Annotated in this window: 14 protein-coding genes and 2 tRNA genes; 4 read left to right on the top strand and 12 right to left on the bottom strand. The window is 42.1% G+C overall.

All coding sequences use genetic code 11. From position 1 onward, the window contains the following. Positions 1-10: 10 nt before the first annotated feature. The 8 genes from DC077_RS04720 to mutM form a co-directional block, all read right to left on the bottom strand. Positions 11-826, bottom strand: a complete 816-nt coding sequence (locus DC077_RS04720) for a cell division protein FtsQ/DivIB (RefSeq protein WP_133243401.1) — start codon at positions 824-826, stop codon at positions 11-13. A gap of 76 nt (positions 827-902) precedes the next feature. Continuing rightward, a complete protein-coding gene (locus DC077_RS04715; RefSeq protein ID WP_109200688.1) occupies positions 903-1,844 on the bottom strand; it encodes a D-alanine--D-alanine ligase in 942 nt (313 codons plus the stop codon). Beyond that, positions 1,844-3,262: a UDP-N-acetylmuramate--L-alanine ligase gene (murC, locus tag DC077_RS04710; protein ID WP_109200689.1), complete on the bottom strand. Its 1,419-nt coding sequence runs from the start codon at positions 3,260-3,262 to the stop codon at positions 1,844-1,846. The genes DC077_RS04715 and murC overlap by 1 nt, the downstream gene beginning before the upstream one ends. Continuing rightward, on the bottom strand, positions 3,259-4,329 hold the full coding sequence (gene murG / locus DC077_RS04705; protein ID WP_109200690.1) for an undecaprenyldiphospho-muramoylpentapeptide beta-N-acetylglucosaminyltransferase: 1,071 nt from the start codon (positions 4,327-4,329) through the stop codon (positions 3,259-3,261). The genes murC and murG overlap by 4 nt, the downstream gene beginning before the upstream one ends. After that, positions 4,326-5,528, bottom strand: a complete 1,203-nt coding sequence (ftsW, locus tag DC077_RS04700; protein ID WP_109200691.1) for a putative lipid II flippase FtsW — start codon at positions 5,526-5,528, stop codon at positions 4,326-4,328. The genes murG and ftsW overlap by 4 nt, the downstream gene beginning before the upstream one ends. A gap of 238 nt (positions 5,529-5,766) precedes the next feature. Next, positions 5,767-7,161, bottom strand: a complete 1,395-nt coding sequence (murD, locus tag DC077_RS04695) for a UDP-N-acetylmuramoyl-L-alanine--D-glutamate ligase (protein WP_109200692.1) — start codon at positions 7,159-7,161, stop codon at positions 5,767-5,769. A gap of 460 nt (positions 7,162-7,621) precedes the next feature. Continuing rightward, positions 7,622-7,957, bottom strand: coding sequence for a ribosome hibernation-promoting factor, HPF/YfiA family (gene hpf, locus DC077_RS04690; protein WP_109200693.1), 336 nt, complete (start codon positions 7,955-7,957; stop codon positions 7,622-7,624). A gap of 216 nt (positions 7,958-8,173) precedes the next feature. Continuing rightward, on the bottom strand, positions 8,174-8,983 hold the full coding sequence (gene mutM / locus DC077_RS04685; protein ID WP_109200694.1) for a bifunctional DNA-formamidopyrimidine glycosylase/DNA-(apurinic or apyrimidinic site) lyase: 810 nt from the start codon (positions 8,981-8,983) through the stop codon (positions 8,174-8,176). A 166-nt stretch (positions 8,984-9,149) separates the two neighbouring features. Here mutM and DC077_RS04680 point away from each other — a divergent pair, with 166 nt between their 5' ends. Further along, the gene (locus DC077_RS04680) at positions 9,150-9,503 is read left to right on the top strand and encodes a DUF2069 domain-containing protein (RefSeq protein WP_157953487.1); all 354 of its coding nucleotides are present in this window, start codon (positions 9,150-9,152) and stop codon (positions 9,501-9,503) included. A gap of 64 nt (positions 9,504-9,567) precedes the next feature. On the opposite strand, the gene lnt is transcribed toward DC077_RS04680, so the two are convergent. Both lnt and DC077_RS04670 read right to left on the bottom strand, forming a co-directional pair. Beyond that, on the bottom strand, positions 9,568-11,250 hold the full coding sequence (gene lnt / locus DC077_RS04675; protein WP_109200696.1) for an apolipoprotein N-acyltransferase: 1,683 nt from the start codon (positions 11,248-11,250) through the stop codon (positions 9,568-9,570). Further along, a complete protein-coding gene (locus DC077_RS04670; protein ID WP_109200697.1) occupies positions 11,247-12,521 on the bottom strand; it encodes a serine hydrolase in 1,275 nt (424 codons plus the stop codon). Before DC077_RS04670 ends, lnt begins: the two co-directional genes overlap by 4 nt. Before the next feature lie 261 nt (positions 12,522-12,782). Between DC077_RS04670 and DC077_RS04665 the strand changes: the two genes are divergently transcribed. The 3 genes from DC077_RS04665 (at position 12,783) to DC077_RS04655 (ending at position 13,643) form a co-directional block, all read left to right on the top strand. Then, positions 12,783-12,858 (top strand) — tRNA-Phe (locus DC077_RS04665). A 184-nt stretch (positions 12,859-13,042) separates the two neighbouring features. Next, positions 13,043-13,118 (top strand) — tRNA-Phe (locus DC077_RS04660). Between the two features lie 378 nt (positions 13,119-13,496). Continuing rightward, the gene (locus DC077_RS04655; RefSeq protein WP_109200698.1) at positions 13,497-13,643 is read left to right on the top strand and encodes a DUF3149 domain-containing protein; all 147 of its coding nucleotides are present in this window, start codon (positions 13,497-13,499) and stop codon (positions 13,641-13,643) included. Positions 13,644-13,924: 281 nt separating this feature from the next. On the opposite strand, the gene DC077_RS04650 is transcribed toward DC077_RS04655, so the two are convergent. Beyond that, positions 13,925-14,524 (bottom strand): DUF2058 family protein, encoded by a 600-nt coding sequence (locus DC077_RS04650; RefSeq protein WP_109200699.1) that lies wholly within the window; start codon positions 14,522-14,524, stop codon positions 13,925-13,927. A gap of 243 nt (positions 14,525-14,767) precedes the next feature. Then, positions 14,768-16,003, bottom strand: coding sequence for a phosphoglycerate dehydrogenase (gene serA, locus DC077_RS04645; RefSeq protein ID WP_109200700.1), 1,236 nt, complete (start codon positions 16,001-16,003; stop codon positions 14,768-14,770). Positions 16,004-16,012: the final 9 nt, after the last annotated feature.

The raw sequence follows: 16,012 nt of genomic DNA, 5'->3' as shown, positions 1-16,012 counted from the left end.
TTTCTGCACCTTATAATTTATTCTTTATACTGTCTGAACTCTCTTTCCACTTCACCGAGAATCCATTTTTATATCTAAAATCAATATGTTGAATTCTATCAAGAACTTCTCGATCTGAGAATTGTCGCAAAAATCGCTCTAAACGTTGTTCAAACTCTTCTGATCCCATAATAAGCAGTAATTGATCATCTAATATCAATGTCCAGGAATCACTCTCATCTAATGTTAAGTGACTTAGCTGAAAACCTGTTCCCTCTAAGCGATCGATTGTCTGATGATAGCGATTTAAGACATCTAACGCTCGATCATCAGGGCCGGCAAGAAAAACCCACTCCCCTTCTGGGTAGAAAGAGGGAGTAAAGCGCTCGCCTGAAGTATCGATCATCTCAACTCCATTCCAGATAGCCACCGGCATCTGCTCTTCAATATGTACTTCTAACTCATGGAACCAATTGCGCTTCAATGAGACACTCTTAATCCAACTCTCAGATAAGATCTCATCTTGATAATCCTTCATATCTAAGCCGATTAGATTTTGTCCAATCGCATCTTTGACCAACTCATTGACTCGCTCTTCAGGAAGATGCGTTATCTCACCATAGACAGAAACCGTCTCTATCTTAAAAAAGAGATTATTCTCCTTTAAATATTGCCAACCCCAATAGGGACCTACAAAGATCGCAACAAGCAGTGCGATCAGAAGAAGATAGCGTAATAAGCGATAGATAAATCTTCCAAATCGTCGCCAATCAAAGGGCTTTTTCTGGACGACACCTGATCGCTGACGACGCTTTGGTCGAGAGGTACGATAATTCGATTGCAACAAAATATATGATCTACTCAAGATTAACTATAGCCTATTATACATCAATGTCATGGTTCTGAAATATTCCTAATGAAGATCACAAAGTGCCTTCTAAAATCAACCAACAGAGGCGCTCAAATGAGATTCCTGCTCGACTTGCCGCAAGTGGAACAAGAGAGTGATTTGTCATCCCCGGCACAGTATTGATCTCTAATAACCACGGATTATTATCACTGTCTAATACAAAATCGACGCGCCCCCACCCTTTCGCCCCTAAGGCATTAAAGGCCTCTTCGCACAATTTTCTAAAGCGCATCTCATCGGCTTGACTCAAACCTGATGGGCAGAAGTAACGCGTATCTTCCCGTAGATATTTTGCTTCATAATCGTAAAAGGCGAGGTCTGTCTCCATGCGGATAATCGGAAGAGCGGTTCCATTTAAGATTGCGCAGGTATACTCTCCATTACCAATAATCCAGTTTTCTGCAAATATTGGTGAGTTATAACCTCCAGCTGCCTTCCATGCCGCCATTAAATCTTCCGCTCTTTCAACACGACTTACACCGATACTCGAACCCTCTTCAGCGGGCTTTACCGCTACTGGATATCTTAAGAGAGGCGCTAAACGCTCAACATCCGCTTCAGAGTTAAGAAGATAAGATTCTAAGACAGGAAGCCCTAATGCTTGCCAGATCTGTTTACTCTTCAACTTATCCATGCCGACACTTGATGCCAAAACACCACTACCGGTATAAGGAAGATCGAGATATTCCAAAGCACCTTGCAAAACACCATCTTCACCCCCTCGACCATGCAATACAATAAAGACGCGATCAAAGGATTCAGCAACAAGATGAGAGAGAAGCGCAACTTCTGCAGTATCAATCCCATGCGCATCGATGCCTTGCGATTGAAGTGCTCTTAATACAGCTTCTCCCGACCAGAGAGAGACCTCTCGCTCTGATGAGCTTCCCCCATAAACGACAGCAACTTTTCCAAAAACGGTCGGATCTTCAAATCGATTTAATGCTGAAACCATTATAATGCTCCCCCTTTATAAAAATTAGCGGCGATACCACCGATATTGCCCGCTCCCATCATGACAATCAGATCACCATCTTGGGCAATTTTGGCATAAACGGTTCGGATCTCCTCAATCGATCCCACATAGAGTGTGTTTTTACCCCCTCTCTTTGCAACATCTTCTGCTAATTTCTTACCCGAGATGCCAGGAATTTCTGGCTCTCTAACTGAGTAGATATCAGTAATCAATACAGTATCGATCTCTGATAAAACGGCAAGAAACTCCTCATAGAGTTCAGCTGTTCTCGAATTTCGATGGGGTTGAAAAGCAACAATAATGCGTTTCTCAGGATAAGCGGTTGTTAAAGCTTCATATACCGCCTGAATCTCAGTGGGATGATGACCATAATCTTCCATCACCTCAACGCTTCCTCCACTTTGCAGTGGGACAGATGGATGGAACTGAAAACGACGACCAATCCCCTTAAAGCGACGTAATGCCCTGCGAATTGCAGGATGTGGAACTCCCAAATCATTAGCGATAGCGATAGCGGCAAGACTATTGAGAACACTATATTTTCCAGGAAGCGCCACAGTAAATTCACTCACACCATGAGGCATCTTCACCTCAAAGCGGGTCTGCATTCCTCGCGACTCATAGTTGAGAAGCTGATAATCCGCTCCCTCACTCTCTCCATAAGTAATGATCGGGCGGTGAATACGGGGAATAAGGCTTGCGACCTCTTCATTATCGATACAGAGAACGGCTAAACCGTAGAAGGGGAGAAGATGGAGAAAATCAACAAAGGTTTGACGCAAATTCTCAATATCGCCACCATAGGTACTCATATGATCTTGATCGATATTGGTGATAATTGCCGACATCGGATGGAGATGAAGAAATGAAGCATCCGATTCATCCGCTTCAGCAACAAGATATTGCCCTAACCCTAAACGTGCGTTGACATTTGAGCTATTTAAACGCCCACCAATAACATAGGTAGGATCAAGCCCTGCTTCATCTAAAATAGAGGCTAAAAGACTTGTCGTTGTAGTCTTTCCATGTGTTCCGGCAACAGCAATTCCAAAACGAAAACGCATCAATTCACCTAACATCTGCGCTCTTTGAATGATAGGTATGCGTTCAGCTTTTGCACTAATAACTTCAGGATTATCCTCTTTTACAGCAGTAGAGATCACTACCACATCAGCGCCAATCACATGCTCTTTTTGATGCCCAATCCAAACTAGAGCACCAAGATCAATTAAGCGATCAACCACAGGAGAAGCGGCAATATCGGATCCTGTCACCTCATATCCCAAATTGAGGAGCACCTCAGCAATACCACACATACCCGAACCACCTATACCTACAAAGTGAATTCTCTCAATACGGCGCATTTCGGAGGGACAAATATAACTTTTTTGATTCATGATTTTATGACCTTTTCAATGACTGAAACAATCTCAGTTGTCGCTTCAGGTTTCGCTAAAATTTCTGTTTTACTCGCCATTTCTATGGCTTTCTCTCTTGTAAAGTGAGTTAACATCTCTTGAAGTGTGGCAAGATTAAAGTCGCGCTCTTGGTAGAGATATGCGGCACCAATATCTGCCAACGCTTCTGCATTCTTTGTCTGATGATCATCAACGGCTCTTGCAAAAGGGATAAAGCAGCTTGCTACATTGGCAACTAATACCTCAGATACCGTTAACGCGCCAGCTCGACAGATAATAAGATCTGCCCAGCCATAAGCCTCTACCATATCATCTATAAAAGGGGTCAAACGATAATGCGCTCCCTGAAAGCAGGGGTCATCCTTATGCGCTTGATAGAAGGCTTTTCCCGTTTGATGCCAAATTTGATATGTCTCTGCCATCTCCGTCTTTGCAAACGCAGATAGAACCTCATTTAAGATACGTGCCCCTTGAGAGCCCCCAACAACTAAAATCTGTAGAGGCTTTCCCGAACGCGCACGATATCGGTCTTGATAGGGTATCAGCGATAGCAATCCCTCTCTAACAGGGTTTCCAACCACTTTTGCCTTTGGCAATTGTGCATTAAAGGCCGCTAGATTAACACGACTTAATCGCGCTAATACCCGATTGACTAATCCCGGAACAGCATTTTGCTCATGAATAATAATCGGTATCCCTAAGGATTTAGCCGCTAATCCTCCTGGGCCGGCCGCAAACCCACCAAACCCAACAACACACAGCGGCGCTACTCGTTTAAAGAAGCGACGAGCATCCAAGACTGCTTTCGTTAAGCGCCAAGGTAGTGTTAACCACCCTTTCAATCCATTACCACGAATCCCAGCAATTGCTAGGGAATGCAAAGGAAAACCATGCTGTGGCACAAGCTTTAGCTCTAAACCATTAGCGCCTAGCCACTCAATCTTATAACCTTTCTCCTGTAATGCCTCTGCTACTGCAATACCTGGAAAGATATGACCACCGGTTCCGCCGGCCATAATAACAATTGTTCCACGCGTCATACTCATTTCATCGCCACCCTTATCTTGCTCTCTTCAATCTCCCGCTGAGCAGCTGCTTCTTGCTCATCTTGATAGTTTTGTAGCTCTTTGAGTTGAACGACTCGATCCACCCTAAAAAGCAAACCGAGTCCAACCATCATAGTGATAATACTCGAGCCACCATAACTCATCAGTGGCAGTGTCAATCCCTTCGTAGGTAGAAGTCCAGATGCAACACACATATGAATCAACGCTTGTGTGCCTAACCACAATCCAATACCATAAGAGATATATGCCGCAAAATTGAGATTAAGCTGCTCTGCTCTTCGCCCAATATTGAAGGTTCTATAGAGGAAGATCATATAGATCAAGACCAGAAAGATCACGCCAAAAAAACCAAACTCTTCGGCATAGATCGCAAAGATAAAGTCCGTATGTGCCTCAGGTAGATAACCCAGCTTCGACATACTCTCCCCAATCCCAACACCCGACAACTTACCTCGACCAATGGCAATAAGAGAGTTAACAAGCTGATAGCCTTGGTTATAAGCATCTTCCCAAGGTCGCAAAAACCCGGAGAGTCGAGCACGACGATAAGGTGAAGTATAGAGAATAACCGCCATCACAATTAATGTTGGCGCTAAAACAATGGCAAAGCGCCAGAGGCAAACCCCGGCGATAAAGAGGAGCCCTAAGCCAACAACAAAGATAATCGCCGTCGAACCAAAGTCAGGCTCTAAAAGGAGAAGCACCCCTAATACGGCCATCACAAAGAGGGGGATAATTAAGGCTGAAATTTTTGATCCTATCCGATCCTTCTGCCGATGCAAATAGGAGGCGATATAGGTCAGTGCCGCAAACTTTGCAACCTCCGCAGGCTGAAAGTTAAAAAAGGAGATAGGAATCCAGCGCAAAGCACCATTAACTTCCCTACCAATACCGGGAATCAATACCAAAATGAGCGTTACAAAGGAGAAGAGCATCAAAACTGGTGTCAATTTATACCAAACATTCAGCTTAATCTTAAAAGCAAGGATTCCAAATGTGAGCCCTATCGCAATGTAGAGCCCCTGTCTAATTCCATAGTGGTAAGGGGAGAGACCATAATACTCAGCAACATACCCTGATGCTGTAGTCACCATTAAAAGCCCGATCAAAAGAAAGAGCGAAGAGGTTACTAGTAGCCAAGGATCGAAGCGAACACCCCGTGAAATGCGTTTAGACATATTCTTCAAATCACACCTAATCTATTCGTTAAAGAGAAAAAATTGTACCACAACCAGGCTCAATATTGAGCAATCTAGAGCGAACTCCTCTCAATTAAAAGGAGCGCTCAATAGAGAGTAGATCCTCTCTTATAACCCCTCTTGTTTAAAAGAGCATTTCGGGATCCCTTACAAAAAGGGTTATTGAATACTCGCCTCCCCGCCATGAGTGCTGCTCTAGTCGCTTATTACCCCACGATTATAGGGCTCTTACCAAATCCTCAAAGTAGTGGCCCCGCGCTTCAAATCCTTTAAATTGATCAAAGCTAGAGCAAGCGGGAGAGAAGAGAATAATCTCCCCTGGCGCAGCCACTTTTTTCAATTGCTCTATCGCAACATCGACAGTTTTTGACTCAAAACAGGGGATATTCTCCGGAATATGGGGCAATATCGCTGAGTAATCATTACCGATAAGGGCAACTCCTGCGACATTTTTCTGTAAAAGCTCTCTTAAAGGGGAAAAATCTTGCTCTTTTGTTACGCCGCCTAAAATCAGCCACTTCCGTTCAGGAAAGCCTAAAATGGCTGCTTCGGTTGAGGAGAGATTGGTTGCTTTAGAGTCGTTATAGTAGGTAACTCCATCAAGTTCCCGCACCTTAACAGATCGATGCGCTAAAGGTTGATAACTTGATATGCCAGCTTCGATCGCTTTTAAAGAGACACCAAATCGTTCTGCTATTGCAACTGCCGCGATAATATTGAGAAGATTGTGAGCGCCTCTTAACTTTGTCGTTGCATAACTTACCTGTTCTCCAGTACGACTGACAATCTCTTGCTTCTCCAATGAGGCGTAATAATCGGTCTTAGCATTATCTAAGAGTGAAAATCGAGCGATCTCTTCCTCCCCTCTTAACGGCAATTCTGCTGCTAAAAAACGCTCAATAAGCGGTTCATCGGCAGGAATCACTATCTCAGAAGATTGTTTAATTAAGGCCAATTTTGCCGAGACGTAATGTTCATAATCGCGATAACGATCGAGATGATCTCGAGAAAGATTGAGAAGCGCGCCAATATCTGCTTGCAGCGAATAAGTAGTCTCTAACTGAAAGCTAGAGAGCTCAAGAATAAAGAGCGGCTCTCGCACCTTCTCTTTACGATCGAGGGAAGCGAGCCAAAGCTCTAAAGCAGGTTGCCCTAAGTTTCCTCCAACATAGAGATCATAAGGTAGTTGAGCAAAGATCGCTCCAACTAAAGTTGTAACAGTGCTCTTACCATTTGTCCCGGTAATCGCAATGATATTCTCCTTAACCAGGCGGGCAAATAGCTCTATATCTCCCCCCACATTCTCTGCCGGCAACCGTGCAATAGTAGCTGCTAACTCCGGCGTTGCAATTGAAACCCCGGGGCTAACCCAAAGATAATCACACTGCTGTAACAGAGCGCTACTAAAACCGCCGGTCGCGATCTTTTGACAATAACGCCTCATCTCCTCTTCATGAGGAGGCTTTTCTCTAGAATCGATAGCATCGATCTTCTCCACTCCTAAACGATTAAGTGCTTTTGCAATGGAGAGCCCTGTAATACCAAAACCGACAATTAAGTGTCTTGCGTCTGCTGCAAACATGGAGAAACCTTCTAACGATCTAAAAAACATGCATTAACTTCCGTAAATGCCCTATGACTTCTATCACTTTTATCACTTTTACTGCTATCCATTGTTAAGACTTACTGTCGAAGTAGGATCAATACGATCGGCTTAACACCTCAATTCGATCCCCTTCACCCGCGATTTAGTGTCAAAAAATATCAACTAAAATCTCAACTAAAACCCAATCAAAACAAAAATAGACAAATAACAGCAAATAATAACAACTGATTATAGCGCAATCGGCCCTTTGAATTAGCCTAAAAAGATACCCCGAAAAGGAGAACGCCTATTCGTGATCTAAAATTATGGCAATCTGTCCCCTATCATACGCTTTCTATGGTCGATAAAAAATAGATAAGCAAAGAAAAACCCCGTCTAAACGGGGCTTATCTCATTTTATGTTTATTCACTAGACAAAAACATGATAAAAGGATTGATCACTCTTCATCTAATTTCTATCAAGGGACTACTCTTTCCCCTCTTCATGGCGAATCTCATGCCCCTGTTTTCTCTCTGCTGTTATCGCTTTATCCTTCTGTTTAAGAAGTTGACGCTCAATCTTACCTGCTAACTCATCAATGGAGAGATACATATCTTCTGTTGTTGCTTCTGCATGAAGATCCTTTCCTTTTGCCACAGTCACTGTAATCTCTGCAATCTGACGTTTATCTTTAATCGTTAAGACAACATGAGCACTAGTAATATGCTCGCTATAACGATCTAAACGTGAAAACTTCTCTTCAACTCTGCTACGAAGACCATCTGTTAATTCTAAACCTTGACCTGTTAAATTAAGATTCATACTTATCTCCTTCTATAAATACTTCAATGGTAAATACTTCAATGATGAATTTTAAGAGCAACTTCCCTCAGACTCATTCTGGATGATCATAAATTTAGAAAATTTAGATCTTTATTGATGATATTTGACATACTTTCACACTATCACTTTTCCCTCTAAAGCGATAGTAAAAAGCAGGAAAAAGCGACCAAAAACAGCAAAAAATGATCTCTATCGCTATTTCTGACATTGCGGACAGAAGTAAGTTGCGCGATTCCCTAAAACAATGCGTACGATCTCTTGCCCACAAAGTGGACAGGGTTGCCCTTTCTGCCCATAGACTAAAAGTTCTTGAGCAAAATAGCCGGGGCTTCCATCAGGCGTTGTAAAATCTTTCAATGTTGTCCCACCCTGCTCAATTGCTCGCGCTAATACCTTCTTTACTTCCGCGACAAGACGCTCCACCTCCCCAAATGAGAGATTATTAGCAGGCCGTTTTGGATCGATCCCCGCCATAAAGAGCGATTCATTTGCATAGATATTACCGGCGCCAACAACGAAAGCTTGATCCATTAAGATCGATTTAATAGGACGCGTTCGCCCTTTCAACTTAGGGTGAAGATATTCTGCACTAAAAGCATCACTGAGAGGTTCTGGCGCTAATTTTTCTAAAAAGGGAATCGGCTCATCATTTCCATAAAGTAGTATAAAGCCGAAACGGCGTGGGTCATTGTAGATCAGCACCTTCTCTTCCGAGAGACGCAAAACAAAATGATCATGCTTTTTATGCTCAAAATCATCCGATAAAATTCGAATAGCCCCCGACATCCCCAAGTGGATAAGTACCTTTCCTTTAGATGTAGTCAGAATTAGATATTTGGCGCGCCGTTCTACATCTTCTATAGTTGCACCATAGAGTTGCTCAATCTCTTCAGGTATCGGGTAACGTAATTGTCGGTGATAAACCTCAACTCCACGGATCTTAGCCCCCTTAATATGAGGAGAAATCCCGGCTCGAACAGTCTCAACTTCTGGTAATTCAGGCATATACTTTTAACTCTTCTGTTTCATGATAAAATAGACTCCATTTTTCAAAGAGTGATTGCTCAATGGCTCAAGACTTTAACTACCTGTCATGTTGCACTTTTGTGTTACACCTTTGAATTTGACTCACCCCATTTTGCTCAATTTAAATAAGGAGCTCTACTCTAATATGCGTCCGATTGTCTCAATTTCAAGAATTAGCGCTCTTGCATCCTATCTCGCCCTCTTCTTTTTCACCATCTTCTGTATTGTGACTAATGCTATCTATCCAGAACAGCCGAGAATATTTCTTATTATCGGACTCTTAATGCCACTTGTTTTTCCAGCTCGTGGATTACTACGGGCAAAACGATTCACCCATGCATGGACAAGCTTCCTCTCTCTCTTCTATCTTATTGCCGCAACCGATATTTGGGTATCTGGCTATCCCGGCATTGGTAGCATCTACTTCCTTCTAACAATTATTCTTTTTGTAAGTAGCATCTTATACGCGCGCTACAGCCCACTTCCATTTAGGGAGTAACATTTAGAGGTAGCAATTAGAGAATCACAACTGGAGATTCGCAACAAAAATCTAGCTTCAGCGCTTAACCGAGTCGGCGTCTAAAGAGGAGCACCGCTAACCCTCCAACGCCCCACAATATCAACAACCAGAAAAAGTCACCGATTCGACTATAAGCTGTAATACCACTATAGGGCACGACTTCAACCTCCAAGACTCCCTGCTCAAATTGAGGAAGCATCGCTCGAACACTCCCATTTCGACCGATTAGCGCAGTAATTCCATTATTGGTTGCGCGAACCATCTCTCTTTGCAACTCAATTGCGCGCGCTCTGGTGATCTGAAAATGTTGCCATGGACCAATTGAATCTCCAAACCATGCATCATTACTCACATTGACTAAAAAGTCAGATTGCTCGCCAAGATAGCGCAGCTCATCACCAAATACCGCCTCATAACAGATAAATGTGGAGAGCTGAGTCGTAACAGCCTCTCCGGCATCTTCGTGCTTAATAATAAAAGGGGCTTGTCTCGTTCGCCCTGCCGATAGATCGGAAAAGGGAATCTCAATCATGCCACTTAAAAGATCGAGAAGAGAACGGAAAGGCAGAAACTCGCCAAAGGGAACAAGATGAACCTTATCATAGCGTTGATCCCGACTTCGTAGCTGATCACTATACGCAACTACTGAGTTTCGAATCACCGAGCCTTGCCCTGAAAAGATCCCCGTCATCACAGTAGTCTTCTCTTCTTGTGAGAGCTTTCGCAATGTTTCACCTAGAGCAACTTCCTGCTCATAGAGTGCAGGAACAGCTGTCTCTGGCCAAATAATAAGATCAACATTAGGTGCTACTTCCGCCGTAAGCTGAAAATAAGTTGCTAGAATTTCATAATATTGCGCCTCACTAAATTTAAGCTCTTGCGCGATATTCCCCTGTATTAGGGCAACTTTAAGAGGAGCTCCCTTTGGGGAAATCTTATCGTTTAAAAAGAGACCCGCTCCCCCAATAAGGAACACAAGAACTCCTGCCATAAAGAGTGAGGGTGAATAACGTTGCCAGCTTTTTTTAGATCCATCCTTCAATAATGCATTGACGCTTCTGAAGATCGGAAGCGAAAGCAGCAGCAAGAGAAGAAGAGCCGCTGACCAATAGATCCAAAAGCTTGCCATCAACGCCCCCATCTGAGGAAAGAGCCACTCTGCTAATGGATAATCGGTCAGCGTATATCCTAATGAGAGCCAAGGAAATCCGGTTAAGAGTTGAGAGCGAACAAACTCTAAAAGAACACCCATTAATGGAAAGATCACCCCTAAGCGTAATGGCAATGCTAGAGGGATTTTTCGCATAAGATACCCTAAAAAAGCGTAATAGAGCCCCAAATAGAGCGCTAAAAGAAATGTTAATAGAATACCTAAGGGTAATGGCGCTCCTCCAAACTCTAGGAGACTGATACGTATCCACCAAACACCGACGGTAAAAAACGAGATCCCAAAGAGAAGACTTAACCAGAAGGCTCGTTTAGCGCTTTCAGACAGGATCAGCAGAAGCCATAAAGCCAATAAGATAGGCGCAAAAAATCCATAACCAAAAGGAGAGAAACTCAAAGGCATCATCGCCCCTAGAATGATCATTGCTGCCATACGAAGCCATAAGCTAGAGCTGCGCTTAACTTGCGTTTGCCCTCCTATCTTAGAAGCTTTGTGATACTCATTTGCAACTGTTTTTATGTCACGCTTTACCATACGCTTCTCTTTTAATCCCTTCATCCTGTTATCCCTAAGTCGGTATAGATTGCCTTAATCATATTGCGATATTGCCCTGCCGGCAATCGGTCGCCGTAGAAGAGATGAGGATTGCATTCTGGATCTATAACCGGTGTGTTTTTACGATTTGTCAAATAGATAATCATCAACTTCTCCTTAGGATCATAGGTACTCAAAGCACCAGTCCATCCAGTATGACCAAAAGCTGGCTTCTCGCCTTTCCCGGCATAATCACCAAACATATATCCCATATCCGGGCCATTGAGGCGATATCCTAAAGCAAATGTCAGATCTTGATAAGGGGGCGTTAAAAAGTATTGCTGTGTCTGATAACTAAAAATAGCGTTCTCTTCTTGCATCAATTGAAAGAGTCTATAGAGATCATCACTATTACTAAATAGACCCGCATGACCTGATACTCCCGCCATACAGTGAAATGCTTTCTCATCTTGCACCTCTCCTTGAAGCATATAACGACGCATATTGGGAAAATCGACAGTATGATCTCGACTATTTCCATGACGCTCTGTAGCTGCAATCTCTTGTGGCGAAATACCTTTCGCGCGCGGATTAAAGCCAATATGGGTTAATCCCAGTGGCTTCCAAAAAAGATCTTCTAACTGCGCTTCTATCGATCTCCCCCCGATCTTCTCTAAAATAAAGGTGAGCAACATAAAATCAACATCGGAATAAAGCCCTACGCTCTCCGGCTTATTAATGAGGGGTGCTTGGAGTAGCTTCTCAGCAAATTGAGAGCGATCTTGAGAGTAGAGCGCCTCACTATAATGGGGATCATAAAAGAGCGGATTAGGCTCAAACCCAGCATGATGTGAAAGAAGTGCTTTAAGAGGAATCGACCCTACAATAACAGGATAATGCCATTGATCAGGAGGAAAGAAGCTTGCCACATGACGTTCTAATAGCGCCGGATCTTGCTGATAGTAATATTGAAAGAGGTAGGTCGTTGCAAAGATTTTTGTTAAGGAGGCGATATCAAATCGGGTCTCTTTTGTAACGGGCTCGCCTCGAATAACCGCCATTTTGCTAAAGGGGCTTTCAGAATCGATTGTAATATCAACTAATTGCGTTGAACCAAAGGCAAGATCATAGACAATCTCCCCTCGATACTCCACAAGTAACTGTCCACCTGGAAATCCTCGCTCTAAGGATTCTTCAATAAGCGCCATCACCTGCCCCATCTCTTCGCCCCCTGAGATCCCTTCATTATCTGCTTTACCATCATTCGCCTCCGACTTGTCATTTTTAACACCCAACTTTCCAACACTTCAATAAATTATGACCGATTAATCACCACTTGCACCACTTGATAAAGTGTCCGACCTCAACATTACCGAATATTGTCGAATATTACCGAAGGATTTCGCTCTTTTATCAGTTGCTCATTATTAATTTCTTTTGTGAATTTGTTAATATTACCGCTAATATCATGGCTTAACAGGCTATGCGCAATAATGTTACATAAAAGAGTCTTGACTCTCTCCGAAGAATGCTGTTTAATACTACCTTATCAACACGGCTTGATAGCTCAGTCGGTAGAGCAGCGGATTGAAAATCCGCGTGTCGGCAGTTCGATTCTGCCTCGAGCCACCATCTATTGAAACCCTACTTCTCGAAGTAGGGTTTTCTATTTTAGCCGTATAAACTTTAAGCCATATAGACTTCAACTTGAGTTCTTATCCAGAGATCCTCAATTGCACTATTTTCAGGCTAATAAGAACTAATACTTGACGAATGATCGCAAATCCTGTTTAATGTCACTTCGTTAGCACAACACGGCTCGATAGCTCAGTCGGTAGAGCAGCGGATTGAAAATCCGCGTGTCGGCAGTTCGATTCTGCCTCGAGCCACCATATTAAAGAACCACTCGTAATTGAGTGGTTTTTTTATGCGCCTATTTTATAAATATTCTTTGAAGATGATCTATTTTAAATCTCCCCATCTCCCTATCTCTCTATCTCTCTACCCCTCTTTTTAAGAACACCCCTCGATCAATCCCGAAAAAGAGTCTATTTTATATTGATTCTATTTATCTCCTCATCAAGCACTTTTAGATCATCAATAGATCCTAATGAAGGCGTCAAATAGCCCATAGAGGCTCAAAACTTGATGCTCATCAAGCAAACTTGATACTTCTCTAAACTTCATAGATTCTTACATATTTTTATGGGATAGTATCATTATATATATTGGATAGATTTAAATTTCTACCTTATTAAGGAGAAGGTTCTATGATGAAGTTGATTGGCGCAGATCCCTATTTTGTCGGTATCGTTGGTTTTGGTGTTGTTTTTATGATCGTCATGTTAGGTTGGTTAACATGGTTCTTTATGAAAAAAGCGAAAGAAGAGAGAGAGAATAAAGATAAACAATCCTAATAACTATATCGATCTTCTGGCACCATAATCACCCATAGATCATATTTAGCTGATTGTTTTCTAACAATCGCCTGTTTTCAAAAATTTTTCAAAAAACTTAAAAACTTTAAAAATATTTTCACAAATATTTCTAAAGTTATATCTAAATATAATAAACACCCTAAGAGTAATAACCTACTTTTGGGGTGTTTTTTTAATTACGACTCTTGTCACTGATCAATCGATCGCTCAATATAATAAATAACAATAACGGCGAGCGATATCCCTTCAGTCAATCCTGATCAATTCTGATCACGTTTCTTTTCTGCTTTCAATGAAGCTTCATAGGCATCCCATGCCGCCCACTCATCTTCTGCATCCCCTTCTGTCATTGCCTCAGAAAGATAGTAGAAGATCTTCTCTCCTAACTTCTCCTCTAAATGATGAATACGATCCTTAAAAGTCACCGGCAAAACAGGATAATCAAAACCATCACGATCATTCCGGCAGATCATCAACTTCCCGTCACTTAGATCTTTATGCTGTTTATCTGTCACAAAAACGGAGCGAATCTTCTTTCCATCATGGCTAAAGTTAAACCGGGTCTCGCCCTTCTCTTTATTGACTCGCTCACGATCAATCAGATCTCGCATCTCACTTCGGGCTCGATTCTTCTCTTGTGCAGCAATAATTTCTTGATTCCTCTCTAGATCCATCGCTTTTTTAGCCTCATCAAAGGCGCGTCTCTCCGCAGCTTTACGCTGCTTTTCTGCTTCAAGCTCACTCTTAAGTTGCTTATCGCGATGTGCTTGATGCTGCTTTCTAGCTTTCTCTTTTTGAGCCTTCTGCGCACGATCTTTCGATACTAAACCTGCTTTTACCAACTGATCTCTTAATGACATTTCTTCTCTCTTATGTGCTTATAACAAATCGATATAGAATTATTGTATAGAATTTATAGAATTGAAAAATTAATAGGAGTTTTATAAAAAATTTATAGATAATTTATAGATAATTTATAGATAATTTATAGATAGTTTATAGACAATTTATAAAATACTGACAGAAAATTGATAGAGTTAAAAAATGGACTTATAGCCATACCATAAGTCCATTATATTTAAATTAAATCAATTAATAAAAGTTTAATAGAGAATTCGACACTTAAGTGTCCCTTTAATCTCTTTCATATCATGTTGTAATTTGATGGCATTCTCCTCTTTACCAGAGACATCAAGCACAACATAACCGATCTCACCTAAAGTTTGCAGATATTGCGCATTGATATTGAGATCAAGATCTGAAACCATCTCATTGACAGCACGTAAAATACCCGGTGTATTTTCATGGATATGAAGAATACGATGACTTCCTGGCTGTTTCGGCAACATCACCTCTGGGAAGTTAACTGCAGAAATTGTTGAACCATTATCAGAATAGAGCACTAATTTAGAGGCAACCTCAACACCGATATTTTGTTGCGCTTCCATTGTGGACCCCCCAATATGTGGCGTCAAAATAACATTTTGTAGCTCTCTTAGAGGAGATTTAAACTCCTCTTTATTCGATTTTGGCTCTACTGGGAAAACATCAATTGCCGCACCTAAAAGATGCTCATTTTTGATATTATCTGCTAAAGCATCAAGATCGACGATTGTGCCACGCGCAGCATTGATTAAGACCGATCCTTTTTTCATCGACTCAATTCGTTCACGGCTCATTAAATTCATTGTAGAGTCATCTTCAGGAACATGAAGTGTAACTACATCAGATTGCGCTAAGAGCTCATCGAGTGTCTCTACTTGTTGTGCATTTCCAAGAACCAATTTATTCTCGATATCGTAGAAGATAACGCGCATTCCTAAGCTTTCAGCTAAAATACCGACCTGAGTCCCGATATGTCCATAACCGATAATCCCTAAAGTCTTGCCTCTTACCTCATAAGAGCCCGCTGCCGATTTAACCCAGCCGCCTTGATGGCAGACATAGTTTTTATAAGCGATACCACGCTTGAGCATAATCATCTCTGCAATCACTAATTCAGCGACTGAACGAGTATTAGAGTAAGGCGCATTAAATACGGGAATTGCACGCGCTTTTGCCGCCTCAAGATCAACTTGATTTGTCCCAATACAGAAACACCCTATCGCCATCAATCTCGAGGCTTGACTCAACACCTCTTCCGTTAACTGCGTCCGGGAACGAATCCCAACAATATGAGCATCCTTAAGCGCCTCAATAAGAGCATCCCCCTCAAGAGCCGTTGAGTGGATCTCAAGATTGTTATAGCCCGCACGTTTAAAGTAATCGATCGCATCCTGATGAATACCCTCTAGGAGGAGAACTTTCATCTCATCTTTTGGAAATGATGTTTTTTTCATGGTATTACA

The organism is Ignatzschineria cameli (assembly GCF_003121895.1).
Lineage (GTDB): Bacteria > Pseudomonadota > Gammaproteobacteria > Cardiobacteriales > Wohlfahrtiimonadaceae > Ignatzschineria > Ignatzschineria cameli.
The sequence above is the reverse complement of the archived record's forward strand: the minus strand, read 5'-3'. Positions and strand labels throughout refer to the sequence as shown.